The sequence below is a fragment of the Halomonas sp. H33-56 genome (genome assembly GCF_040147035.1).
Classification (GTDB): Bacteria; Pseudomonadota; Gammaproteobacteria; order Pseudomonadales; family Halomonadaceae; genus Halomonas; species Halomonas litopenaei.
Map to the genome: position 1 here is coordinate 3,051,929 of NZ_JAMSHP010000001.1, position 24,332 is coordinate 3,076,260.

Here is a 24,332-nt window from a genome sequence, read left to right on the forward strand (position 1 = left end):
CAAATTGTGTCTACGCCTCACCGGACAGACGCCCGCCAAGCTGGCACACTGGCCCGCTCGTCATTCAAGGAGACGCCATGCCCTCTCGCGACTCGAAGCCCGCCACCAAGCCATCGACCGAGCGGAGCGCTCAGGACCGCCCTGTTCGCCTCGGCGAATCGAGCACCCTCGGCGACCTGAAGGAACTGGCGGCGCAGATCCAGGCCGGTGACGGCGACGTTCGACTGGGCAAACGATCGTTGCGGGTGCTGATGGCGCTGCTGGAGTCGCCGCAGGCGAGTGCGGTGGCCTCGATCAGCGAGCTGGCCGGGCGGCTCGAGGTGAACCCCTCGACCTTGACCCGGCTGGCCCAGCGCCTGGGCTTCGACGGCTTCGGCGAGCTGCAGGCGGTGTTTCGGCGGGATCTGGCCGACGGCGGCGAGCACTTCTACAGCGACCTGGCCTCGAGGCTTTCGACCGATCGCGACCAGGGTCAGGGTGTCGCCCGGTTGGCCCGGCTCGGACGCCAGGAGAGCGCCAACTTCGCCGGCCTGCTCGAGCGACTCGACGCCGATGACTACGACCGGGTGGTCGAGCTGCTGGCCCTCGCCCGTCGGGTCAGGGTCCACGGGCAACGCCAGTTTGCGTCGCTGGCGCAGTTCATGGCCTATGGGCTTGGCATGCTGCGTGCCGATACCGGGGAGCTGGATGCGGGACACCAGGGGGTGGCCGACGCCCTGGCGCAACTGGATGAAGGGGACCTGCTAGTGGTGATCAGCTGCTTTCCCTACACCACCAGCGTGCTGGAAACCGCACGGGTGGCGGCGCGGGCGGGGATTCGGGTGGTCGCCCTGACCGACAGCGAGTCGTCTCCGCTTGCCCGGGTCGCCGAATACCGTTTCCTGGTGCCTACCGACAGCCTGTTCTTCTCCAACGCCATGGGCGCCTTCTTCCTGCTGGCCCAGGGCCTGCTGACCGAGGTGGCCGATCGCCTGGGCGACGAGGGACTGGCCGCCCTCAAGCGGCGCGAGAGGATGATTCGCGAGCTGGGGGCGTCGCTGTAGCGCCAAGGCAGAACCGACGGCGACCAGGGCAGCCGGTACGCAAGCCACAACGCCGTCAGGCCGACGCCTCCCTGAAATGCAAGCGGGCCCGCCAACTTGGCGGGCCCGCTCTGTCCGACAGGATAGGTTCGATCAGGAAGACAGGGATCGGCGATCGATCGCTCAGGGCAGCAGCACGGTAGACCCGGTGGTCTTGCGTGACGCCAGGGCGTCCTGCGCCTTGCCGGCCTCCGCCAGGGCGAAGCGCTGGGCCACGTCGATCTTCACCTTGCCGCTCTCGATCATGTCGAACAGCTCGTCGGCCATGTCCTGCAGCCGCTCCGGGCTGTCGGCGTAGCCGTTGAGGCTCGGCCGAGTGACGTAGAGCGCGCCCTTCTGGTTGAGGATGCCGATGTTGACCCCCTCGACCGGTCCAGAGGCGTTGCCGAAGCTGACCATCAGGCCGCGCGGCTTCAGGCAGTCCAGCGAGGTCTCCCAGGTGTCCTTGCCGACGCTGTCGTAGACCACGTCGACCATCTCGCCGCCGGTCAGCTCGCGCACCCTTTCGACCACGTCTTCCTTGGTGTAGTCGATGGTCGCCCAGGCGCCGTTGCGCTTGGCAAGCTCTGCCTTCTCGACGGAGCTGACCGTGCCGATCAGCTTGACGCCCAGAGCCTTGGCCCACTGACAGGCAATCGATCCCACCCCACCGGCGGCGGCGTGGAACAGGATGGTCTCGCCACCCTGCAGCGGGTAGGTCTGACGCAATAGGTACTGCACCGTCAGCCCCTTGAGCATGGCCCCCGCTGCGGTCTCGCAACTGATCCCCTCGGGCAGCGCCACCACCTTGTCCGCCGGCAGGGTGTGCAGTTCGGCGTAGGCGCCCAGGGGCCCCTGGGCGTAGGCCACGCGGTCGCCTACCTGCAGATGATCGACCCCCTCGCCCACGGCGTCGACCACCCCAGCGCCTTCGGTTCCCAGGCCCGACGGCAGGGAAGGCGCCGGATACAGACCGGTGCGGAAGTAGATATCGATGAAGTTGAGGCCCACCGCCTCATTGGCGACGCGTACCTCGCCGGGGCCCGGCTCGGCCGCCGGTGTATCAACGAGTTCCAGCACCTCGGAATCGCCGGTGCGTGCGAATTGAATCCGCTTGGCCATGAAAGGCTTCCTTACGCTGCTAACGGGTATGTACGCCCAGTCAAGCGCTCTGCTCGACCTCGGTCAAGTCCAAACTGGATTTGCCGTCGGCACAGCCGTGGCCACGGGATCACTGTCGGCGCTTGACAGCTCCATTGATGTCTACGAGACTCATCAACTGTATACAGTTAAAATATAAACATGGATACATGTTGTGTGGTGCACCGCGTTTCCCCTTGCTGAACGCCGTGAACGGTCGTGGCAAACCCTGCACCCACCTCATCCAGCAACGAAAAGGACGCTGTCATGAAACATGCCCTGCTTTCCTCCGCCTCCATCCTCGCGATCACCGCCGTGCCGCTGTTCTCTGCCGTGGCGGTAGCGGATGATGGCGCCGCGGACAACGTCGCCGAAGAGTGCCGGCTGACCATCGATTCCACTGACCAGATGCAGTACGACAAGAGCGAGCTGAGCGTACCCGCCAGCTGCGAGACCGTCAGTCTGACGTTGACCCACTCGGGCTCCATGGCGAAAGACGTGATGGGACACAACTGGGTGCTGGCCCCTACCGACGCCTATCAGGAGATTGCCTCCGCAGGCATGCAGGCGGGACTCGACAGCAACTACCTGCCCGAGGATGACCGCATCCTGGCCGCCACCGACATCATCGGCGGCGGCGAATCCACCAGCATCACCTTCGACACCGAAGGACTCGCCGACCAGGATCTGACCTTCTTCTGCTCCTTCCCCGGCCACTCCTCGATGATGAAGGGATCGTTCAGCCTCACCAGCGAAGGCTAGATAACTGCACGGATCGACGGGCATCGATCCCTGACGGCGTGACCCGGGCCACCTCCGTTCTTGCTGCCCGCGAGCGGATCAACAACCACCTCGGCCCGGCAAGCGCCGACCCTTTGCCCAACGACGAAGCCCCGGCCCTCGCCTCCAAAAGAGGCAGGGACCGGGGCTTCGTTGTTGCTACCACTTCTACTAGTTCATAGCGTCCTCGGGAAGGACTCCAGCCCTCTGACGAAGCGGTTCTTGCCAGATCAATCGTTGGAACAGCGCCATTCCCTCGAGAGTTCGTTTCCGTCGCTGATCACAACGTCCGCGGGAAGGACTCCAGGCCTCTGACGAAGCGGTTCTTGTAATCTTCGAACAACGCCTTGTCCTGCTTGAAGTTGGCCACCACGGAGGCTTCGTCCACGGTCAGGGTTCGCGGCAGATTGTCGAGGCTGGTGGCCGTATGCTTGGGTCCCAGACCGATCTGCAGCTCGCCCGGGCCCTTGATCCAGCGCTGGATACCGGCGGCGCTAAACTCGGCCTTCTGGGCATCGCTGACCACGTCCACCCGCAGCGGCGCCCGCAGCGCCAGTTCCGCCACCAGACGAAGGGCGGGATTCAGCTTGCCCTTGCCGGCCGGCTTTTGCGCCTCGCCCTGGCTATCGCTTTCCGCGCCGGTCTTGTTGCCGCCGTCGACCGCACTTTCGGCGTCAGGGTCCAGCGACGTCAACTGGGCCACGTTCATGCTGGTACCGGCTTCGTCGCTGACCAGCAGGGCCAGCGCGATGGGACGGGACTGATCGTCCACCAGAGCGAGAAGCCGGGCGGCTTCCTGCTTGAACAGCACCCCGATGACGCCGGCGAAGGTGACCAGGGGGGCGATACCCGCCTGATGACCGTAGGCTTCCGCACAAAGGCGTGCCAGGCAGGCTTCCCGCTGCTGGGGCTCGTTGATTTTGACGACCTTCATCACTGACCTCTAATTGCTGGCGCCGACCGGCGCCGACCCACTTGTCGAAACCGGCGAGACTAGCATATTCCAGGCAGCGACACCGCCCTCGGTGTACCGCTGCGACAGACGGGGTGTTCATGTCGTCGCCGTTCGGTCATCTTTGTGGCCCAACATGGAGGCGTGCAGCCTCTGGCTAGCAGGACGGTCATGTCCGATGATGACGAAAGCCGGTGCCATGTTGTGACGCCAAGCCAAGGAGAGCCCATGACGACATCTCGCACGCCCCTTATCGACCTGCCCCGCCTGATGGCGCATCGCGGCCTGTCGGCCCATGCACCGGAAAATACCCTGAGCGCCGTCCAGCTTGCCTGGGAAGCCGGTATCACCTGGGTCGAGCTCGATGTGCAATTGCTGGGTGATGGTACCCCGGTGATCTGGCACGACCCCGGCATGCGGCGCTGCTCCAACGGGCGCGGCAAGTTAAGCAAGCTGCGTCTGGAACAGGCCAGGGAATACGACGTCGGCGCCTGGTACGCCGAGCGCTTTCGCGGTGAGCGCATGGCGACACTCGACGACATGCTCAATCTGATCGATCGACGCGGTATGGCGGTCAACCTGGAACTCAAGGTGACCCGGGGGCGCGATCCAGAAGCGTTGGCCGAATCGGTGATCCCGCGTCTGCTGGAAGCGCTGCCGTTCGAACGTCGACTGGTGTCTTCCTTCAGCCCGGCGGCGCTCGATCACGCGCGCAGCATCGCATCACCCAGCCAACTCGCCCTGGGCGTCCTGGTCGACAAGATCGGCAAGAACTGGCGGCACGACATGGAAGCGGTGCAGGCCTACAGCCTGCACTGCGACTGGAAGAAGCTGAAGGAAGAGCGGGCTCGGGAGGTCACCCAGAGCGGCACACCGCTGCTGTGCTATACCGCCAATGATCCGGTGGCCTTCGCCAAGTACTGGAAATGGGGCGTGACCACCGTCATTTCCGATGACCCCGAACGCTTTGCTGACAAGACGTAACTTGCCAAGGCGTATCCTTGAAGCGGCTCTGACACTGGCATGGCCCTGTATTACAAGCGACCTGTCTTAAAAGCGACCTGTCCTGAAAGCAACCTGTCCAAACCTAGCGCTTGCTTGGCAGGCCAGCGGCCACTCGCTAGAGTGGGCTTGATATGTTGCTGCCAGCGAGCCACTTCATGCCCCAGGTATCTGACCTTCAGGTGTCACTTCACGACATAGACCGGCAATCGCTGTTTGTTCGTCGATGGCGTCCCGAGCCTGATACCAAGGGCGCGCCCATCGTGTTGCTGCATGACTCGCTGGGCTGCGTTGAGCTGTGGCGCGACTTCCCCGAAGCCCTGTGCCAGACCACCGGCCGCGAAGTGATCGCTTACGATCGACTGGGCTTCGGCCAATCCACGGGCCACCCAGGCCAACTGACCTACACCTTTATCGCCGACGAAGCGCACCAGGGCTTTGCCGCGCTTCATCGCGCGTTAAAGCTCGAGGGTTTCGTTGTTCTGGGCCATAGCGTCGGCGGCTGCATGGCCTCCGGTATCGCTGCCCACTACGACGATTGCCAGGCGCTGATTACTCTGGCGGCCCAGGCCTTTGTGGAAGAACGCACGCTTTCGGGCATCCGACAGGCCCGCGATACATTCGCCCTGCCCGGCCAGATCGAGCGCCTGGAGAAGTACCATGGCGACAAGGCCCGTTGGGTGCTCGACGCCTGGGTAGAGACCTGGCTGGACCCCGACTTTCGGGGCTGGACCCAGGATGACACCCTTAGACGGGTCCGGTGCCCTGTACTGGCGCTGCACGGTGACCAGGACGAATACGGCTCGCCACAGCAGCCCGAACGCTACGCGCAACTACCTCAAGGGCCGTCACGAATGGTGTTGCTGGAGGGATGTGGCCACGTGCCCCATCGCGAACAAGCAGACACGGTGCTCGGACTCATCAGGGCGTTTCTCGACTGAGTCAATCCCTTGAGGATGTAGTTTCTGGTCTGAACAAGGTGCTATTGCGCCGCAACGGCCAGTAACCTGCTGCCTGCCAACACTGCTTTATCGGTGCCGACCCTGAGCAGTTTTTTTGCTCAGGCCAGCCAACCATGCCGTCGATTATTGGCCAAATCGATGATGCTTTTTAAATCCTGCTGATTCTTCCTCACCCCTCTGGTATTCATGACGTTCCTTCCGGCATGAGGCTAGCCAACATGTTGGCATTTTTTGCAATCGCCATATCGCTTGCCACGTTAACAGTAATTTTTCGGAAAGTCTTTATTCATCCTAAAGGACGCGAAACAGAATTAGATGAATGTGAAACATGTGAGACAAGCGGTAGCGATATCGAACTTGAAAGAAAAATAAACACCTGTACCGATAGATATTTTGGGTTGGACTCAGATCACACCGATCAGCATAACTCGAAAATTTCCTCGCCTGGCCACTTGCCCGAGACCAGTTCCAACCAAGGGATCGATTGTTCCGACCAGAGCAATGACGAGGCTGCTGGCACTAACGACACCGGCTCCAGCTACGATACCGACTCCGGCCACGACACCAGCTACGACTTCGGCTCCGGCTCCGGCTACGATACCGACGCCAGCTACGACACCGACTCCAGCTACGATTCAGACTCTTATGAGCGGGAAAGCTCAGATTATGGTGGCGCGATGGAAAGTGACGAAGAAGCCCGAAACATGGACTTTGACACAAGTTCCCCCCATGGGCACGGCGAAGACAATGGTGGTTTCGGCGGCAGAGAAGACAACAGCGACGAAGATAGGGAGTAACTTGCAAGACTGCGAATAACAACTCGCTCTGCAAAGGCATATATAACAAAAGGCTTTCCAGACAAATATCACCAATGAACTAAAAAATTCAATCCACGCTCACCACATAAAGGAATTGACACATGGAAACATCAACACATTATCTCATAATTGCAGGAATAGCGTTATCCGTCATAACACTCATTGCGTGGCTCAGCCGAAAACAAAACAAACAGAACTTCGCAAGCAAGACAACCACGACAAAAGCGTCGTCACCCAGGAAAGACTCTCAGAAGCGGCACTTATCGCCATCAACGCCAACTCATCCAGGTATCGACCCAGCCGCTGCTGCAATCATTAGCAGTAGCGGCGCTTCGTCAGGAGGCGGCGACTGCGGTGGCGGTGGCGGTGGCGACTGCGGTGGCGGTGGCGGAGATGGGGGCGGTGGTTGCTGACCGGGTTGGGCTCTTGCCCTCCTTGCCAGGAGGGCAATGACACTAGGGGGCCCGATACCAGGCGCCACTTCGGACCATCTTCCTCAACCGATCAGGCGCAGAACCATCTCCATATCCAGATGCTGCTCGATGGTGTCGGCCAGGCGGTCGAGTTGACGTTCGCGGTGGGCGTCGAGGTCTACCCGGCGGGTGTCCTCGGCCGGGAGCCCGAGGCGGGCGAGCAATGCTTCGCAGGCGTCGGGGCCGTCGAACAGCCCGTGCAGGTAGGTGCCCATGATATGGCCATCCTGGCTGACGGCACCTTCGTCTCGTGCTTCGAGACGCATCAATGGCCGTGAAAGCGCCTCTCCCCGGCTGACACCCTGATGAATCTCGTAGCCGTGGATGCTGCAGCAGCCGTCGGCGGTGTCGATGCGCCCGCTGACCCGCGTCAGGCGCTTGTCGGGGCGCATGGTGGTGGACATGGCAAGCCACCCGAGCCCTTCGACGCCGCCGGGCTCGCCCTCGATGCCGTCAGGATCGTCGATCCATTCCCCCAGCATCTGAAAACCGCCGCAGACACCCAGCACCCGCCCGCCGTAACGCAGATGGCGACGGATACGCTCATCCCACCCTTGGCTGCGGAGCCAGGCCAGGTCCGCCCGGGTGTTCTTGCTGCCCGGCAACAGGATGACGTCGGCATCGGGCATCGGCTGGTCGGGGCCGACCAGGCTCAGGCTGACGCGAGGATGCAGGCGTAGCGGATCGAGGTCGGTGTGGTTGCTGATGCGCGGCAGGGCCGGCACCACCACCTTGAGCATGTCGCCCCCTGCGTGATCAAGCCGCTGCTCCAGCGACAGGCTGTCCTCGGCGTCGAGCCACAGCCCCTGCAGGTAGGGAAGCACACCGAACACCGGCCTCGCCTCGCGCTCGGCCAGCCACTCAAGCCCCGGCTCCAGCAGCCCGATATCGCCGCGAAAGCGGTTGATCACGAAGCCCTTGATCCGCGCGTTTTCGGACGCGCTGACCAGCGCCAGGGTACCGCATAGCTGGGCAAAGACGCCGCCTCTGTCGATATCTCCGACCAGCAGTACCGGGCAGTCCACCGCCTCGGCGAAGCCCATGTTGGCGATGTCACCTTCGCGTAGATTGACCTCGGCAGGGCTGCCCGCCCCTTCGGCGATGATCACGTCGAAGCGCTCGGACAGCCGGCGATGGCAGTCCAGCACCGTCTGTCGGGCGGTGGTCTTGTAGGCGTGATAGTCCAGCGCGGCCATGCTGCCGTGGACCCGCCCGGCCAGGATGACCTGGGCGCCCTTGTCGCTTTCGGGCTTCAACAGCACAGGATTCATGTCGCTGTGGGGCGCTACGCGGGCAGCCTGGGCCTGCAGCGCGGTGGAGCGACCGATCTCGCCGCCATCCACGGTGACGGCACTGTTCAGCGCCATGTTCTGGGGCTTGAACGGGGCCACGCTGAACCCGCGCCGTGCCAGCACCCGGCACAGACCGGCGACCACCGTGGACTTGCCGGCATCCGAGGTGGTGCCCTGGATCATCAGCGTTGCCATGCTAGCGCTCCCTTACAGCTCGATACCCTTCTGGGGGGTCGATCAAAGCTCGATACCCTTCTGGGCCTTGATGCCTTGATCCTTGAAGGCGTGCTTGACCACCTTCATCTCGGTGACCGTATCGGCCAGTTCGATCAGCGCCTGGGGCGCGTGGCGCCCGGTCACCACCACGTGCTGCATCGCCGGTCTGGCCTGCAGGTCGTCCAGTACCCGGTCGAGATCCAGGTAACCGTAGCGCAGGGCGATGTTCAGCTCATCGAGCAGTACCAGCGCGATATCGGGATCCTGAAGCAACTCGCGGGCCTTGTCCCAGGCGGCTTCGGCGGCGGCGACATCGCGCTCCCGGTCCTGGGTGTCCCAGGTGTAGCCCTCGCCCATGACGTGGAACGCCACTCCGGGCTGGCGGCGATAGAAGGCCTCCTCCCCGGTGGAAAAGGCGCCCTTGATGAACTGCACCACGCCCACCTTCATGTCGTGGCCCAGCGCCCGGGCCAGCATGCCGAAGCCGGATGAACTCTTGCCCTTGCCGGGGCCGGTCAGCACCAGCAGCACGCCCTGTTCCTTGTCGGCACTGGCGATGCGCTCGGCCATGATCCGCTGCTTGGCGGCCATGCGCCGGGCGTGGCGCTCGGGATCAACGTTTTTCGGGGTCTGTGTCGTGCGGGACGGCGTCGTAGGGGACGTGTGCGTCATGGGAAACTTCCTTGGTGGGGCGCGGCGGAGTAAGCGACGAAGCCACCCGCGGCATGAAGACGGCGGCGCCATCGACCTCGGCGACGCTCAACGGCTGGTCATAAAGCCGCTCGAGGGCGGACGTCACCAGCATATCGTCGCGTGGTCCCCAGCAGGCCGCGCCATCGGGATACAAAAGCAGCAGGTGGTCGCACCAGCGCGCCGCCAGATTGAGATCGTGCAGGCACATCACCACGGCAGCACCCTGGCTTGCCTGTTCGTCGAGCAGCGCCATGGCGGCCACCTGATGATGCAGGTCGAGGTGGTTGGTCGGTTCGTCCACCAGCCAGATCTGCGGCGCCTGGGTCAGTACCGTGGCCAGGCTGACCCGCTGACGTTCACCGCCAGACAGGGTCGCCAGCGGCCTGTGGGCCAGATGAGCGATATCGAGGCGTTCAAGCGCGCCCAGGGCGCGCTGGACGTCGTCCTCGCTTTCGTTCTGCCAGGCCCGGAGGAAGGGATGGCGGCCGATCAGCGCGGTCTCCAGCACGCTGGCGGGAAACTCGTCATGGCGCTCCTGGAACACCACGCCCAGACGCTGGGCAACGGCGCGCCGGCGCCAGTCGGTCAGCGGCCGGCCGTCCAGCCTCAAGCGCCCATGGCGTGGCGCCCTTAACCCGGCCAGGCTATGCAGGAGCGTGCTCTTGCCGGCGCCGTTGGGCCCGAGGATGCCCCAGCGACTGCCGGGCTCGATGGAAAACGACAGCGGCTGACCGTCCGCCCTGCCGGGGACGTCGATCACCAGAGCTTCGCAGGACAGCGAACAAACTGGCAGCGCCTGGTCGGTGGATGCGGGTGTGACAGCCATGAACGCCCCTATCCCTTGCCGTGGCTGCGATGCAGCAGGTAGAGAAAACTCGGCACCCCGATCAGCGCGGTGATCACCCCTACCGGCAACTGCTGGGGGGCGATCAGGGTCCGCGCCAGGGTATCGGCCAGGGTCAGCAGGCAGCCACCGGCCAGCAGCGAGGCCGGCAGGATCAGACGCTGATCGGCACCTAGGCGAAGGCGCAGCATATGCGGCACCATCAGGCCGACGAACCCCACCGATCCGGCGGTGGTCACCGCGGTGGCGGTGGCCAGGCTCGCCGCCAGATACAGCCCCCATTCCAGCGGACGCACCGCCACGCCCAGCGCCAGCGCCTGCTGGCCACCCCGGGCAAGCACATTGAGGGTCCGCCCCAGTGGCACCAGTACCAGCGCCGACAGCGCGGCGATGACCAGTACCGGCCAGGGACTGCGGGCGTAGGCCATGTCGCCCATCAGCCAGTAGAGCATGCCCGGCAGCTCTTCCACCGGGCTGACCGCCAGCAGGAAGGTGATGATCGCGCCCCAGCCGGAGGCCATGACGACCCCGGTCAGCAGCAGGCGGGCCGGCGACCAGCTGCCGCTGCCATGGGCCAGGCCGAATACCACCAGGATCGACACCAGCGCACCGGCAAAGGCCGAGGCCGAGACCAGTGCCGCGCCAAGGCCAGCCAGCATGGCACACAGCGCCGCCACCGAGGCCCCGCCGGAGAGCCCGAGCACATAGGGGTCGGCCAATGGATTGCGCAGCAGTACCTGCATCAGGGCGCCGGCCAGGGCCAGCAAGGCACCGGTACCGAAGGCGGCCAGCGCACGGGGCAGGCGCAGCTCCCACACCAGGGTCTGGTGGAGGGGGCTGCCCTGCCCGGTTAGCGTCAGCCACAGCTCCATCGGTGACAGCGCGACGCTGCCCACCGACACGGCCAGCACCACCGACACCACACCGAGCAGCGCCAGCAGGCCCAGCGGACGACCTCGCCGGGTGGGCCGATAGGTAGCGCTGGAGTCAGCGGCGCTCACGGGCAGAGTCCAGATGTTGGCACAGGGTTCGGGTGCCCTCGACCAGGCGCGGCGTCGCACGCTGCACCAGGTCGGGGTTGATGAAGTAGAGGTTGTCGCGGGCCACAGCGGTCATCTGCGGCCACTGGCGCCAGGCATCGAGCCAGGTGGAGTCCGCCTTGCCCATGCCACCGGTGATGATGACTTCCGGGTCCGCGGCCAGCACCGCCTCCCGCGACAGTCGAGGCACCAGCGGCGCCTCGTCGGCGAATAGATTGACGCCGCCACAAAGTGACAGCGCCCGACTGATCCAGTGCTCACCGTTGACGGTCATCAGCGGCTGCTCCCATACCTGATAGAAGACCTCGACCGGTGCTGCGTCAACGTAGCGCTCGCCGAGGGCCGCTACCGATTCTCGCAGCTCTCGGGCCGCGGTGTCGCCGGTATCCGCCGAACCGGCCAGGCGACCGAACCGCTCAAGCGTCGTGGCGATCTGCTCGAAGTTGGCGGCGTCCGAGCGGAACACCGGCAGCCCGAGTTCATCCAGGCGTTCGACCTGCTGTCCGGGATTACCCCCGGCCCAGGCCACCACCAGGTCGGGGTCAAGCGCCAACAGCGACTCGAGGTCGAGTCGATCGTAGCTGCCCACCTGGGGCAGCGAACGCGCGGCCTCGGGATAGTCGCTGAAGCTGACTACCCCCACCACCCGCTCGCCGGCCCCCGCCGCGAACAGCATCTCGGTGACGCTGGGCGACAGCGCCACGATGCGCTCTGCCGGCGCCGACAGGCATAGCTCCCGCTCGGTGTCATCGACCACGCAGATGTCCTCGTCCCCGTCGGACGAAGAGGACGCCGTGGCGGCACTGGTCAGCGCCGACAGCACCAGGCCAGCGCTGGCCGAGACAAGCGAGCGGCGGATGATCACAGGTTGAAGCCGACGCTCAGGTAGGCGGCACGTCCGGGGTTTTCGTAGTCCCAGCCACCTTGAAAGGCAGACGCACGCGAGGTGGCGTACTCGCGATCGAAGACGTTCTCGAGCGTCAGGTTAGCCTTCCAGTCCGGCGCAAAGGCCCAGCCGGCGCGCAGGTCCAGGGTGCCGTAGCCGGCCAGACGCTCGTCGTTGTCGACGTCATTGTAGCGGTGGTCCTGGGCGACGAAGGAGGCCCCCAGATTCCAGTCACCCAGCTGGCGATCGGCGTCCAGGCGCAGGGTCTGGCTGGCGCGGCGAATCAGCTGCTTGCCGGTGTCACGGTCTTCCGGGTCGGTATAGGCGACGCTGGCCGCCAGGGTCCACTGGTCGAGCTCGAGCCCGGTGGCAAGTTCGACCCCACGAATACGCGCCTCGTCGACATTGAAGGGGGCAAAGCGGCCATCCCTCGACTCATTGGCGATCAGGTCGTCGACATTGGTCTGGTAGAGCGCCAGATCCCAGTAAAGCCGCTGGTACTGACCACGCAGACCAAGCTCCCAGGTCTCGGACTCCTCGGGCTCAAGATCGCTGTTGCCAAAGCCGGGGAAGTACAGCTCATTGAAGGTCGGGGCGCGGAAGGCGGTACCGTAGCTGGCACGCAGGGTGTGCTGATCATCGAGGGCGTAGCCCAGCGCCAGGTGGCCGGTGACCTCTTCATCGTAGGCCTCGTTGTCGTCGTGGCGCAGACCCGCCTGCAACGAGAACGGATGGAAGTCCATCAGTGCCTGGGCAAACACCGCCACGTTGTCGCGGCTGGTCTCTTCGTAGTCGGTGGTGCTGTCGACCTTGTCCTCCAGATACTCGGCGCCGGCGATCAGCTCGTGGGCACCGAGCTGCAGGGTATTGTCCCAGCGAACGGTATGGGTCTCGGTGTCGAACTCGGTGGTGCTTCCAGGCCCAAAGTCGTTGGGCTCGGAGTGGTCCTCCAGCTCATCGCGGGCCTCGCTCAGGGTAAGACGCGACGACCAGATATCGGTCACCGGCACCTCGGCGTAGACACCGGCCACCTGCTGCACATAGTCGGAGTCGCCACCTTCGTATTCGTTGTTGCCGCGGGCACGCAGTCCCAGCAGCCCGAGGTTGGCGCCGTTGTCGAAGGTGTGGGACAGACTCACCAGACCCGAGGTGTTGTCGTAGGCCTTGTCCTCGCCACCGTCGCGAATCTCGGTGCCGTCGCTGTCCAGGCGGGTGGCGCTGAACTGGTAGGAGGTACCGCCCTCGCGGCCCGACAGACTGGCTGAGGCCCGCTGGGTATTGAAGGAGCCGGTACCGAGCTGCACGCTGGGCGTCGGCCCTTGTTCATCGGGCTTGTCGGTGAACAGCTGAACCACCCCGCCCACCGCGTCGGCGCCGTAGAGCGCACCGCGGGGACCGCGTACCACCTCGATACGCTCGAACATGCGCGGCTCCAGGTACTGCCAGGCAGGCCCGCCATTGGTGGCCGAGCGCAGGCGGATACCGTCGATCATCATCACCGAGGCGGTGCTGCCGGTACCACGGATATAGACGCTCGCCTGCTTGCCGAAGCCACCATTGGTGGAAATATCCACACCGGGCTGGCCACGCAGGGCGTCGGTAATGCTGACCGGATCGCGGCGCCTTAGCGCCTCTTCGTCGATGACGCTGACGGAGGACAGCGACTGACTGGCGGTACGCGGCGAAAGCGTCGCCGACACCACCAGCGGGTCGAGTTCGGTGGCGGTCTCGGTGGTGGGCTCGATAGAGACCTGTTCGACGGAGGACGGCTCGGCGGTCGTCACGTCGGAGGAAGCGGACTGCTGGGCACTGGCCTGGCTCACCAGTAGCCAGGGGGCGGCGGCAAGGCCGACGCACAGACGCAGGCCACGGGAGCGGCAGGCAACAGAAAGACGAGCAGGGGCGAAGAAAGCAGACGACATGGTGTATCCCTTGGCACCGTGCGCACCCGCACGGCGTAGACCCTCGAAGGCCGAGGAGCGAACAGGGGACACAGAACGCTGGACAGGACACCCGGGAGCGTCAAGAACACCAAACTGACAGGCAAGCGCTGCGCGTCGGGACCCCACCGCCCCTTGGCATGGCTCTTCAGGCCGGTCTCCGGGCTGACGAGATGAACCATCGAAGCGTTTCGACGGTTCGGCGCGTTCGCCTTCCCGTGACTGGCTGAGCGGGACACAGGGTCCGGTCGCATCAGGGGTCAAGGACCCTGTCACAGTGGCGTGGTGAGCGCGCTTGACTCGATCACCGTTGCGGGGGCAGCGTCGGATTGGCACCGACTTCCCGTTTCACCCCTTGTGTCTACTTCTGGCCACGGCGTCTTGCGTCAGAAAGGACTGACGCCGTGGTCATGCTGGCACGTTTCGGGGCACCTGAGAGTGCGCGTAAGCTAGCAATCGGCACAGCGGGCGTCAACGAAAAGCGCCGTTCGGCTTGTTCGACTGGTTCGATGCCGGGTCTGTTCGCTCAGTCCGCTCGGCCCAATGCGGTAGCCTCCTTCCCATCGAGCCGCATGGTCAGGCCATGGCGTACGTAGTGTACCTGGCTTGCCAGGCGCACCGCGTCCTGGGACAGCCAGCCCATCAGATCACGCAGGCGGCGCTGGGCCGGGTCCACCGGGACGATGCCGCGCCCCACCTCGTCAAGCACCAGCACGCGCCGTCCCGGCGAACTGGCCCAGCCAGTCAAGGCCTCGCGCCAGCGCCGGCCCAGCCGGTCATCGTCGGCGCTTGCTGACTCGTTTTCACGTTGGTTCTCAAGTTCGTTCTCTAGTTCGGCCTCGAGCCAGGCAAGCCAGCCGCTGATGACGAGGGTGTCGCCATCGTCGATGGCGGGACCAGCGCCAGCACCGGTCACCCGTCTCATCATCTCGCCGGCGTCGCGCCAACGTGCCTCGGGGTAGAGCTCGGCTACCCGCTGAAGCTTGCCTGACGCGGTACCGCCGATGAAGACGTGCATGTGATGCCCTCTGCCTGTCGAATGAGTGTCCAGCGCCGACCTGCGGCCTGACCGACGACGCCCTCCCAGAACGGCACGCCCTCGAACTCCCGGCGCAGCTCGCGGATCACCCCGCCGTGGGTGACCACCAGCACGCGCCGATGGCCGGCCTCGACGACGGCATCGAAGATGGCGCCGAGGGCCAACGCCAGCCGGTCACGCAGGTCCTGGGCGGATTCACCACCAGGAGGCGCCAGCTCCCCGGCGCTGTCGATCCACTCCCGGTAGACCGGATCGTCCTTGAGCTCTTCCCAGTTGCGCCCCTCGAACTCGCCGAAGTCGTTCTCGCGCAGGCGTTGGTCCAGGCGAGGCTCCGGCCAGCCACGGCCCTCGGCGATATGGGCCAGGGTCTGGCGGCAGCGGGTCAGGTCGCTCGACACCACAGCGTCGAAGCGCTCGCCTTCCAGTTCCAGGCGCAACCGATCCATATCGGCCAGGGCGTCGGGCATCAACAGCTCGATATCGCGCTGGCCCTGGTAGCGCTTGTCCAGGTTCCACTGGGTCAGCCCGTGGCGAACCACCACCAGCTCGAGACACACATCAGAAGCCATAGTTCTCCTCCCTCGATGGCACTGCCCAGCATATCGCCGTTGATGCCGTGAAAGGCTCGGATCATCCCCCGGGCGAAGACCCAGGTAAAGCCCCCGCTGGCGAGCAGAACCCCCACCAGCCCGGCTACGTTCGTCCCGCCCGGCTCCAGCAGCAGTCCCGCGGAAACCACCACCAGAAGAGGAACCAGGGCAAGCACCAGGTCGCGCCAGCCAAGGCCCTGCTGCCAGCTATGGGCGAGTCCCTCGGGCCGAGCAGCGGGTACACCGATCAGCAGCGCCACCGCGCTGGCTCTGGCCAGGGCTGGTACCACGACCAGCCACAGCAGAGCCCCGTCGGTCGTGAGCCACCACCACAACAGGACCGCCTTCCAGGCCAGCAGGAACACCAGCGCCAGCACGCCAAAACTGCCGACCTGCGGGTCCTTCATGATCTGCCAGCGGCGCTCGAGCGGCGCATTGCTGCCCAGCGCATCGGCCAGGTCCATCACACCGTCCAGGTGCAGCCCACCGGACAGCGCCACCCACAGCGTCAGCAGCACCAGTGCCTGGATCGGCGTGGGCAGCGCTGAGGTCAGCGCGGCGGCCACGGCCAGCAGCACGCCGATCAAGAGCCCCACCAGCGGGTAACAACGCGCCGCCCAGCGGCGGTTGGCGCCGTTCCAGTCGATCATCACCGGCAACGGTATCCGGGTCAGAAACTGGATCGCCAGCCCCAGCCCGGCCAGCGCCGGCAGCACTCGTGGCCTTTGATCACTCACTCGGTTCTCCTCTACCCAGCCTGTTGCCCGCCCCTGCCTTCACGTCAGCGGGACGTTCCCCCGCCGGCTTCCACTCGATGATCTGCCCCGCGACCACCTCCACCACCCGATCGGCGCACCGCGCCAACAGCAGGTGCAGACGCTGGAGCTCGCTCAGGTACCAGCGCACCAGGGCGTCCTTCGGCGGCAATTCCTCGTTGAGGTCGTTGGATACGGCCACCAGCGCGATATCACGTCGGCGAGCGTCCGCGAGCAGCGCTGCGAGCTGGTGGAAGGCGTCTCTCGCCGCAGCGCGCCGGGCGTCACGCTCGAGGCCGTCGGCAAACAGGCGCTGACTCGACCACAGCGTCAGGCAATCCAGCAGCACGGTGTCGCCTGTACCCACCTGACGCCAGGCGGCCAACAGGTCCTGCGGTGCCTCCAGCGTATGCCAGCGGCTGTCACGCCGGGCCTGGTGGCGTGCCACCCGCGTGGCCATCTCGCCCTCCTCGGCCCTGGCGGTTGCCAGGTACCAGAGCTGCCCCCGGGGCTTGTCGGCGTGGAGCGCCAGTGCCGCCTGTTCGGCAACGTGACTCTTGCCCGAACGCACGCCACCGCTGACAAAGGCGATCATCGGTTCTCTCCACGAGACTGGGCGTCGCCGAGCCAGTCGCCGAGCCAGTCGCCAAGCCATCTGAGCAGGCGATCATTGTCGGCTCGGCGCTGCAGCGCCACGCGAATCCAGGCGCCGTCCAACCCGTTGAAGGTGTGGGTGTGGCGAGCCAGACAGCCGTGACGTGCCAGATACGACAACAAGGCTTCGCCATTGGCCTGCGACGGCTGGCCCGGCGGCCTGAACAGCACGAAATTGGCCTGGGAGTCCACCACCGTCAGGCCCAGATCGCGCAGGCCTGCCGTCAGATAGGCACGCTCGGAGTGAAGCCAGTCGCGCGTGCGACGCGCAAAGTCGCCATCGGCCAGTAGCTCGGGCACTACGGCGGCAGCCAGGCCGTTGACGCTCCAGGCCACCTGATGGTGTTGCAGCGCACGACAGCGCTGCGGGGACGCCACCAGATAGCCAAGCCGCAGCCCCGCCAGGGCGTAAAACTTGGTCAGCGAGCGCAACAGCACCAGCGGCTCGCCCTGTTCCACCAGATCGGTGAGCGGGGCTTCATCGTCGGCAAAGTCGACGAAGGCTTCGTCGATGACCACCAGGGTGTCGCTGCGCCTGGCCGCGGCCACCAGCGCTTCCACGTCACTTCTGGGAAGGCGCGTGCCGGTGGGATTGTTGGGGCGACACACAAACACCAGATCGACAGCGGCAAGGCGCGCCGAGAGCGCCTCGACGTCCAGCCGGAAGTCATCTCCGCTGAGCTGCAAACGCTCGATCTCGATGTCGTTGAGTCGGCATGCCCGGGCGTACTCGCCGAAGGTCGGCTCGACGATCAAGGCGCGGGCGCGACGATAGGCCCGGGCCACCAGGTGGATCGCCTCGGCGCCGCCATTGGTCAACACCAACGACAGTGGCGCTATCCCCAGCGACGCCGCCAGAGCCGCCACGGCGTCCCGATACTCGGGGTCAGGATAGTGGCGCACCTCGTTCATGGCGCGGGCGAGCCAATCAGCAAGCCAGGCCGGCGGGCCCAGCGGATTGAGGCTCGCGCTCACATCCATGGTCGGTGTCACCGACGAAAGGCCAAGTCTGTCGAGCAGCGCCGCGCCCTGGCCGCCGTGATCAGGCCAGCAAGAGCCCTGCCCCTGTGTTGGCGTCTGGCTCGCGCTTGTGTCGCTCAGGTGCCGAGTGTGGGTCGATGTCATCGCACGGCCTCCAGCACCAGGATGATCAAGGCCAGCAGTGTCAGCACGCCCGCCGTGCCGGCGTAGAGACAGCGAATCGCGGCGTCGATGTGACGCGCCTTTAACGTCTCGGTGGGCGTGCCCAGCCGCGCCCGGTCGCTGATCTGATCGCCGTAGCGGTTTACCCCGCCCAGCTCGACGCCGAGCAGATTGGCCACCATTGCCTCCGACCAGCCGGCGTTGGGACTGGGGTGAGCCGGTGCCTGTCGGCACGTCGCCGACCAGGCGCCGCGCCTGCGCAGCCCCGGAACCACCGCAGCAAGACACCACATGGCCAGCGCCGTCAGCCGAGCCGGCAGCAAGTTGACCAGATCGTCGAAGCGAGCCGAGGCCCAGCCGAACTCGCGGTAGCGATCATTGCGATGGCCGACCATGGAATCCAGAGTATTGGCGGCCTTGTAGGCCAAGGCCAGGGGCGCACCGCCGAGCAGAGCCCAGAACAGCGGTGCGGTGATGCCATCGACGGTATTTTCGGCCACGCTCTCGACGCACGCTCGGCTCACCCCTGCCTCGTCAAGCTCTCGGGTATCACGCCCGACGATGGCCGAGACCGCGCGCCGCGCCTGATACAGATCGCCCCTTGCCAGCGGTGTGGCCACCGCGCGGGCCGCTTGCACCAGGCCCCGGCAGGCAAGGCAAGTCCACAAAAGCAAGCCCTCCACCACCAGCGCCAGCCAGGGCGAGACGACACCGGCAAGGCCAATCGCCAAAGTGGCCAGCGTCCATGCAAGCCCCACCACCACCAGCGTGAGCACCACGCCCTTGGCTCGACGCGCCTGCGGCCTGCCACGGTTGAGCCGCGCTTCCAGGGCGCCGATCAGTCGGCCCATGCCAACCACCGGATGCGGCAGCCAGCGTGGATCCCCCAGCCAAAGGTCCAGCACCAGGGCGGCGAGCACCAACGCCAGCAACTCGGGGCTTAGTGGCGGCAGCGTCATGGAAACCACCACCCCCTGGCCGCGCTGTCGTCATCTACTCTCACGACGTCTGCTCGCCTCATGCCGACGGGCCACCCTCGACCCCGGCGTCGGCGAAGGTCGCCATCTCGCTGAGCATGGCGCAGGCACTGGCGAGCAGCGGATAGGCCAGGGCCGCGCCGCTGCCTTCGCCCAGGCGCAGGCCAAGCGACAACAGCGGCTCACCGCCGAGTGCGGCCAGCGCCTCACCGTGACCGGCCTCATCGCTGCGATGGCCAAACACCAGGTAGTCCCGCACGCCAGGCGCCAGCCGAGTCGCCGCAAGGGCCGCTACCGTGGCGATAAAACCGTCCACCAGCACCGGCGTGCGACCCGCCGCTGCGCCCAGGCAGGCCCCTGCCATGGCGGCGATCTCGAGCCCGCCCAGACGCGCCAGGGTATCGAGGGCGGTATCGCCAGTGCCCCGTGCCAGCGCCCTGGCGATGACCTTGCGCTTGTGGTCCAGACGCGCATCGTCGATACCGGTGCCACGCCCCACCACCTCCTCGGCGGAAAGGCCGGTAAAGGCGGCCAGCAGAGCGCTGCTTGCGGTGGTGTTGGCGATGCCCATCTCCCCCAGGATGACACAGCGGGCACCCGCAGCGCGGGCGCGCTCGACGGCACGAATGCCGACCTCAAGCGCCGCCTTTACCTCGTCGGGACTCATGGCGTCCTCGCAGGCAATATTGCCGCTGCCCGCGCGCACCCGTTCGAGCACCACACCCGGCACCTGGTCGCTGGGCGTGGCCACCCCAACGTCGACGACCTCGAGCCGGGCATTGATCTGGCGGGCAAAAACGTTGATGGCGGCGCCCCCGCGGGCGAAGTTGGCGACCATCTGGGCGGTGACCGAGGCCGGAAAGGCCGACACGCCTTCCGCCGCCACCCCGTGGTCGGCGGCGAACACGATGATGGCCGCAGGGTCGACCCGGGGTAACGGCTCTCCTGTCATCGCCGCCAGATCCGCAGCGAGCTTCTCGAGTCGACCCAGGCTGCCGGGGGGCTTGGTCAGGTTATCGAGACGAGCACAGGCCAGGCGGTGGGCCTCAAGGTCCAGCGAAGGAATGCGGCCAATATTGGTGGAAAGAGTTGAAGCAAGGGGCGAGTCGAGGGGCGAGTCAAGCGTCGAGGCGGGGGTAGAAGACGAGGACGAGGGCTGGTCACGCACGGCGATATCCTGATGGCACTAACGCCGCCCAGGCGGCGAATAAGAAAAAGACCGCCCGAGCCTTCAGACACGCGAACAGGCGGGCAACAAGCCGCCGAGCTTAGCAGATCACCGAAAGGCGATCTTCCCTCGGAAACGGATCCGAGATCGAGCGTCTATGCTGCAGGTCGTGCTGCAGGTCGTGCTGCAGGTCGTGCTGCGGGTCGTGCTGCGGGTCGCCCTGCCTCATTCAAACCCCGTTCGAGCCCCGTTCGAGGCCCCCGCATTCATCATGATTCGACAGGACGACCGACGCCGCGCCCGGGTGGGCGCTGCGTCGGTATCTATTCATGAAACGGTTCTACTGGTGAAACCGCTCGAGCGTGACCTCAGGCAAAGACGTTGAGACACCAGGTGATGGCGGGCACGGAGACCATGTCGATCAAGACGGCGCCACACAGCGGAACGATGATGTAGGCCTTGCTCGATACCACCTTGTAGTGGTCGCAGACGGCGCCCATGTTGGCGAAGGCGTTGGGGGTAGCGCCCAGGCCAAAACCGATAAAACCGGCGGAGAGTACGGCGGCGTCGTAGTTGCTGCCGAGCGAACGAAAGACTACCAGTGCCGCGATGGCAACGATCACCAGCGTCTGGATCATCAGGATCAGCGCCAGGCCAAGTCCCATCCCCTGCAGCTGCCAGATCTTCAGGTTCATCATGGCCATGGTCAGGAAGATCGCCAGGCTGACTTCTCCGATCAGATTGATGGCACGCTCGGACACCTCGACCAGGCGAAGGTGATCGTTCAGGTTGCGCAACACGATGGCCACGAACATGGCCCCGACATAGCTTGGCAGCACGATGCCGAGTTTCTCTTTCATGAGTTCGCGACAGGCCAGGCCGATGACCATCACCGGCACCACCACCGCCATAGCCTTCAGTACCCGATGCGGGGTCAGCGTCTGATCCTCTTCGCTCAGGTGCTCCTCGTGCAGATCGGCAAGCCCGCCGACCTCCTCGGCCTCGATGCGAAGCTTGAACCGCTCGATCAACCAGCGGGCGAGAGGCGCGCCCAGCAGGCTACCGGTGATGACACCGTAGGTGGCCGCCGTCATGGCGGCGGTCAGGGCGCCGTCGGCACCGAGCGCTTCCGCCTCTGGCCCGAAGGCCGCCGCACCGCCAAAGCCGCCTTCCAGCGAAGGCCCGCCCGCCATCAGGCCGATCAGGGGGTCGAGCCCGATCATCGAGGCGACGCCGATACCGATACCATTCTGCACCAGTACCAGGGCCCAGCAGGTCAACAGGAAGATCACCAGCGAACGCCCGCCCCTGGCCAGCACCGAGAGGCTGCCACCGAGCCCTACCGTGGCGAAGAAGGCGATCATCATCGGATCCTGAACGCTGGTGTCCAGATCCAGCGTCAGCACGTCCATCGATCGCAGCAGCCATACCAGCACGGCGAAGCCGATGCCCCCGACCACCGGCGTCGGTACGCACATGCGCTCGAGCCACTCCACCCGGCGCCGAAGCTGAATGCCCACCATCAGCAGGACCAGCGCCAGTGCCATTGTTTCCACAGCGTTCAAGCCTATATTCATCTGCCTTCGCTCTCCTTCGCCCTCGAAGGACACCCTCCTGGTGACTCTCGGTGCGGCTACGCCAGGTGCCCGCACTTAGACTACTGGACAAACATTCAGGCATGAGAGGGGCCTATTTGTCGTGGAGCAAGCTTTTGCTCCCTCTTGTGTCCTCAGCGGTCCGCCCCACCCGAGGGAGGGTCCAGGCAGAAACAGCGGTTCAAACTCAGCCAAGGGAGAAGGTGCCAAGGGCCACGACCAATGACACAGAGGGCGATGACCAACGACACAGAGGGCGAGGTCACTGGCACCCTGACGGTCGAGTCGACGATGGCAAAGCAAATGAGACAACCATTTGGGCAGGCTCGGGGAAGTTGGTCATGCACAAGCAATGATCGTTTACTATGCTGTCTTGCATGCCCATCAAGGCACACTTTTAGCTGAGCCAGCAGACTCGGCCTTCCCTCCCCCTGGCTCCAGCCCAGCGGGCGGGAATCGGAGGAAATACAACGATACCGCCGGCCTTCACGCGCCGGCTGTCAGGACCTGACCAGCAAGCCGTACGTCGACCAGCAAGGAGAGCAGGCCAACACATCACTCCGCTGTATCAATGCCATGTCAATGACATCATTTAATTTAAGGGAACGATCATGAAAGTGTATTCGTCGGCAATACCTTCGCCCTGGAAGGGCATCGTGGCGGCATCGATTGCTGCGGTCGGCCTGGCAGCCAGCATTCAGCCAGCGTCCGCGACCGAAGAAGAAACCTCCTCCGAGGCGTCATCAGACAAGCCCAACATCCTGGTCATCATGGGCGATGACATCGGCTGGTTTAACACCAGCGCCTATAACAGCGGCATGATGGGTTACACCACGCCCAACATCGACAGCATCGCCGAAGAAGGCATCCGCTTCACCGACGCCTATGGCCAGCAGAGCTGCACCGCTGGGCGCGCGGCCTTCATCACCGGGCAGTCACCCAAGCGTACCGGTCTTCTCAAGATCGGCATGCCCGGCGATCCGCTCGGCCTGCAGCCGGAAGACCCGACCATCGCCGAGATCCTCAAGCCGATGGGCTACGCTACCGGCCAGTTCGGCAAGAACCACCTCGGCGATCGCGACGAGTACCTGCCGACCAACCACGGCTTCGACGAATTCTTCGGCAACCTCTACCACCTGAACGCCGAGGAAGAGCCGGAGAACGCCGACTACCCCACCGATCCTGGCTTCCGTGAACAGTTCGGCCCCCGTGGTGTCATTCGCTCTTCCGCGGATGGCCAGATCGAGGACACCGGCCCGCTGACAAAACAGCGTATGGAGACCATCGACGAGGAATTCCTGACCGCCGCCGAGGACTTCATCGAGCGCCAGGAATCTTCCGATACACCCTGGTTCGTTTGGTACAACACCACCCGCATGCACATCTTCACCCACCTCAAGGAAGAGAGTGAAGGCCGCACCGGACTTGGCGTCTACGCCGATGGCATGACCGAGCACGACGCCCTGGTGGGCCAACTGCTCGACAAGCTCGAGGAACTGGGTGCCGACGAGAACACCATCGTCATCTACACCACCGACAACGGCGCCGAGAAGTTCACCTGGCCGGATGGCGGCACCTCGCCCTTCCGTGGCGAGAAGGCCACTACCTGGGAAGGCGGCATTCGGGTGCCGTTCATGATGAGGTGGCCGGGGCAGATCGAACCGGGCCAGGTGTCCAACGAGATCCTTTCGCTTGAGGACATGTTCCCGACCCTGATCGCCGCCGCTGGCGAGCCGGACATCAAGGAGCAGCTGCTTGACGGCTACACCGCCGGTGACAAGGAATTCAACGTGCACATCGATGGCTATAACGTGCTGCCCCACCTGACCGGCGCCGAGGACGCCGGCGAGTGGCCGCGCGACACCTTCTTCGCCTTCGTCGATGATGGTTCCCTGGGTGCCGTGCGCTTCGGCCAGTACAAGGCACACTTCAGCATCCAGGAGCACGAGGGCATGGACGCTTGGCGCCGTCAGCAGACGCAGCTCAAGGCACCGCTGTTGATCGACCTGCGTGCCGATCCGTTCGAGATGGCCCCGGAAGACTCTTCCTACTACGACGACTGGCAGCTGCGCCGCATGTATGCCTTCTCCCCTGTAGGCAAGATCGTGGCGGACTTCATGGCCACCTTCGAGGAATACCCCCAGCGTCAGGAAGCCGGCTCCTTTACGCCGAAGCAATAACGCTTCCACCGGCAAGTCGACAGGAGGCCGCCCTTGGGCGGCCTCTTGCCGTTGTGCTCCCCGTTCAGCTCTTGTTCAACCCCCGTTTATCTCCTTATTCAGCCCATAGCTCTGCTCCGCGTTCGTTCGCCC

23 protein-coding genes and 1 riboswitch are annotated in these 24,332 nt (G+C 65.0%); of the genes, 7 read left to right on the forward strand and 16 right to left on the reverse strand.

Going from position 1 to position 24,332, the window contains the following annotated elements; all coding sequences use genetic code 11:
- Nucleotides 1-77 precede the first annotated feature (77 nt).
- Nucleotides 78-1,043: a MurR/RpiR family transcriptional regulator gene (locus NFH98_RS13045; RefSeq protein WP_083970620.1), complete on the forward strand. Its 966-nt coding sequence runs from the start codon at nucleotides 78-80 to the stop codon at nucleotides 1,041-1,043.
- Between the two features lie 162 nt (nucleotides 1,044-1,205).
- Here the strand turns inward: NFH98_RS13045 and NFH98_RS13050 are convergent, their stop codons facing one another.
- The gene (locus NFH98_RS13050) at nucleotides 1,206-2,183 is read right to left on the reverse strand and encodes an NADPH:quinone reductase (protein WP_045994597.1); all 978 of its coding nucleotides are present in this window, start codon (nucleotides 2,181-2,183) and stop codon (nucleotides 1,206-1,208) included.
- 285 nt (nucleotides 2,184-2,468) lie between these two features.
- Between NFH98_RS13050 and azu the strand changes: the two genes are divergently transcribed.
- Nucleotides 2,469-2,963 (forward strand): azurin, encoded by a 495-nt coding sequence (azu, locus tag NFH98_RS13055; RefSeq protein ID WP_306169344.1) that lies wholly within the window; start codon nucleotides 2,469-2,471, stop codon nucleotides 2,961-2,963.
- A gap of 298 nt (nucleotides 2,964-3,261) precedes the next feature.
- On the opposite strand, the gene NFH98_RS13060 is transcribed toward azu, so the two are convergent.
- Nucleotides 3,262-3,915, reverse strand: coding sequence for a hypothetical protein (locus NFH98_RS13060; RefSeq protein WP_045994595.1), 654 nt, complete (start codon nucleotides 3,913-3,915; stop codon nucleotides 3,262-3,264).
- A gap of 246 nt (nucleotides 3,916-4,161) precedes the next feature.
- Here NFH98_RS13060 and NFH98_RS13065 point away from each other — a divergent pair, with 246 nt between their 5' ends.
- The 3 genes from NFH98_RS13065 to NFH98_RS13075 all read left to right on the forward strand — a co-directional run bounded on the left by NFH98_RS13065 (nucleotide 4,162) and on the right by NFH98_RS13075 (nucleotide 6,694).
- Nucleotides 4,162-4,917 carry a glycerophosphodiester phosphodiesterase family protein gene (locus tag NFH98_RS13065; RefSeq protein WP_124803901.1) on the forward strand — a complete coding sequence of 252 codons (756 nt, stop codon included), beginning with the start codon at nucleotides 4,162-4,164 and terminating at the stop codon, nucleotides 4,915-4,917.
- A 176-nt stretch (nucleotides 4,918-5,093) separates the two neighbouring features.
- On the forward strand, nucleotides 5,094-5,876 hold the full coding sequence (locus NFH98_RS13070) for an alpha/beta fold hydrolase (protein ID WP_349622831.1): 783 nt from the start codon (nucleotides 5,094-5,096) through the stop codon (nucleotides 5,874-5,876).
- A gap of 239 nt (nucleotides 5,877-6,115) precedes the next feature.
- On the forward strand, nucleotides 6,116-6,694 hold the full coding sequence (locus NFH98_RS13075; RefSeq protein ID WP_349622832.1) for a hypothetical protein: 579 nt from the start codon (nucleotides 6,116-6,118) through the stop codon (nucleotides 6,692-6,694).
- 517 nt (nucleotides 6,695-7,211) lie between these two features.
- On the opposite strand, the gene NFH98_RS13080 is transcribed toward NFH98_RS13075, so the two are convergent.
- From NFH98_RS13080 to cobT, 13 genes are all read right to left on the reverse strand, one after another.
- On the reverse strand, nucleotides 7,212-8,675 hold the full coding sequence (locus NFH98_RS13080) for a cobyric acid synthase (protein WP_349622833.1): 1,464 nt from the start codon (nucleotides 8,673-8,675) through the stop codon (nucleotides 7,212-7,214).
- 42 nt (nucleotides 8,676-8,717) lie between these two features.
- Nucleotides 8,718-9,368 (reverse strand): cob(I)yrinic acid a,c-diamide adenosyltransferase, encoded by a 651-nt coding sequence (gene cobO, locus NFH98_RS13085; RefSeq protein WP_349622834.1) that lies wholly within the window; start codon nucleotides 9,366-9,368, stop codon nucleotides 8,718-8,720.
- Nucleotides 9,310-10,215, reverse strand: a complete 906-nt coding sequence (locus NFH98_RS13090; RefSeq protein ID WP_349622835.1) for an ABC transporter ATP-binding protein — start codon at nucleotides 10,213-10,215, stop codon at nucleotides 9,310-9,312. Before NFH98_RS13090 ends, cobO begins: the two co-directional genes overlap by 59 nt.
- An 8-nt stretch (nucleotides 10,216-10,223) precedes the next feature.
- Nucleotides 10,224-11,240, reverse strand: a complete 1,017-nt coding sequence (locus tag NFH98_RS13095; RefSeq protein WP_249742949.1) for an iron ABC transporter permease — start codon at nucleotides 11,238-11,240, stop codon at nucleotides 10,224-10,226.
- Nucleotides 11,221-12,138 carry a cobalamin-binding protein gene (locus NFH98_RS13100; RefSeq protein WP_349622836.1) on the reverse strand — a complete coding sequence of 306 codons (918 nt, stop codon included), beginning with the start codon at nucleotides 12,136-12,138 and terminating at the stop codon, nucleotides 11,221-11,223. Before NFH98_RS13100 ends, NFH98_RS13095 begins: the two co-directional genes overlap by 20 nt.
- The gene (locus NFH98_RS13105; protein ID WP_349622837.1) at nucleotides 12,135-14,081 is read right to left on the reverse strand and encodes a TonB-dependent receptor domain-containing protein; all 1,947 of its coding nucleotides are present in this window, start codon (nucleotides 14,079-14,081) and stop codon (nucleotides 12,135-12,137) included. The genes NFH98_RS13100 and NFH98_RS13105 overlap by 4 nt, the downstream gene beginning before the upstream one ends.
- A gap of 152 nt (nucleotides 14,082-14,233) precedes the next feature.
- Nucleotides 14,234-14,496: riboswitch (cobalamin riboswitch) on the reverse strand.
- 129 nt (nucleotides 14,497-14,625) lie between these two features.
- Complete coding sequence (locus tag NFH98_RS13110) at nucleotides 14,626-15,117, reverse strand: bifunctional adenosylcobinamide kinase/adenosylcobinamide-phosphate guanylyltransferase (protein ID WP_349622838.1); 492 nt, start codon at nucleotides 15,115-15,117, stop codon at nucleotides 14,626-14,628.
- Nucleotides 15,069-15,707, reverse strand: a complete 639-nt coding sequence (locus tag NFH98_RS13115) for a histidine phosphatase family protein (protein ID WP_349622839.1) — start codon at nucleotides 15,705-15,707, stop codon at nucleotides 15,069-15,071. The genes NFH98_RS13110 and NFH98_RS13115 overlap by 49 nt, the downstream gene beginning before the upstream one ends.
- The gene (gene cobS / locus NFH98_RS13120) at nucleotides 15,659-16,444 is read right to left on the reverse strand and encodes an adenosylcobinamide-GDP ribazoletransferase (RefSeq protein WP_124804237.1); all 786 of its coding nucleotides are present in this window, start codon (nucleotides 16,442-16,444) and stop codon (nucleotides 15,659-15,661) included. Before cobS ends, NFH98_RS13115 begins: the two co-directional genes overlap by 49 nt.
- Before the next feature lie 13 nt (nucleotides 16,445-16,457).
- Nucleotides 16,458-17,078 (reverse strand): bifunctional adenosylcobinamide kinase/adenosylcobinamide-phosphate guanylyltransferase, encoded by a 621-nt coding sequence (locus NFH98_RS13125; RefSeq protein WP_349622840.1) that lies wholly within the window; start codon nucleotides 17,076-17,078, stop codon nucleotides 16,458-16,460.
- On the reverse strand, nucleotides 17,075-18,262 hold the full coding sequence (gene cobD, locus NFH98_RS13130; RefSeq protein WP_349622841.1) for a threonine-phosphate decarboxylase CobD: 1,188 nt from the start codon (nucleotides 18,260-18,262) through the stop codon (nucleotides 17,075-17,077). The genes NFH98_RS13125 and cobD overlap by 4 nt, the downstream gene beginning before the upstream one ends.
- Nucleotides 18,259-19,239 (reverse strand): adenosylcobinamide-phosphate synthase CbiB, encoded by a 981-nt coding sequence (gene cbiB / locus NFH98_RS13135; protein WP_124803919.1) that lies wholly within the window; start codon nucleotides 19,237-19,239, stop codon nucleotides 18,259-18,261. Before cbiB ends, cobD begins: the two co-directional genes overlap by 4 nt.
- Nucleotides 19,240-19,297: 58 nt before the next feature.
- Nucleotides 19,298-20,332, reverse strand: a complete 1,035-nt coding sequence (gene cobT / locus NFH98_RS13140) for a nicotinate-nucleotide--dimethylbenzimidazole phosphoribosyltransferase (RefSeq protein ID WP_502878762.1) — start codon at nucleotides 20,330-20,332, stop codon at nucleotides 19,298-19,300.
- A 250-nt stretch (nucleotides 20,333-20,582) separates the two neighbouring features.
- Between cobT and NFH98_RS13145 the strand changes: the two genes are divergently transcribed.
- Complete coding sequence (locus NFH98_RS13145) at nucleotides 20,583-20,810, forward strand: hypothetical protein (RefSeq protein ID WP_349622843.1); 228 nt, start codon at nucleotides 20,583-20,585, stop codon at nucleotides 20,808-20,810.
- On the opposite strand, the gene gltS is transcribed toward NFH98_RS13145, so the two are convergent.
- Nucleotides 20,794-22,002 (reverse strand): sodium/glutamate symporter, encoded by a 1,209-nt coding sequence (gltS, locus tag NFH98_RS13150; RefSeq protein ID WP_124803921.1) that lies wholly within the window; start codon nucleotides 22,000-22,002, stop codon nucleotides 20,794-20,796. The two genes, NFH98_RS13145 and gltS, sit on opposite strands and share 17 nt — an antisense overlap.
- Before the next feature lie 629 nt (nucleotides 22,003-22,631).
- Between gltS and NFH98_RS13155 the strand changes: the two genes are divergently transcribed.
- Nucleotides 22,632-24,200, forward strand: coding sequence for an arylsulfatase (locus NFH98_RS13155; RefSeq protein WP_124803923.1), 1,569 nt, complete (start codon nucleotides 22,632-22,634; stop codon nucleotides 24,198-24,200).
- Nucleotides 24,201-24,332: the final 132 nt, after the last annotated feature.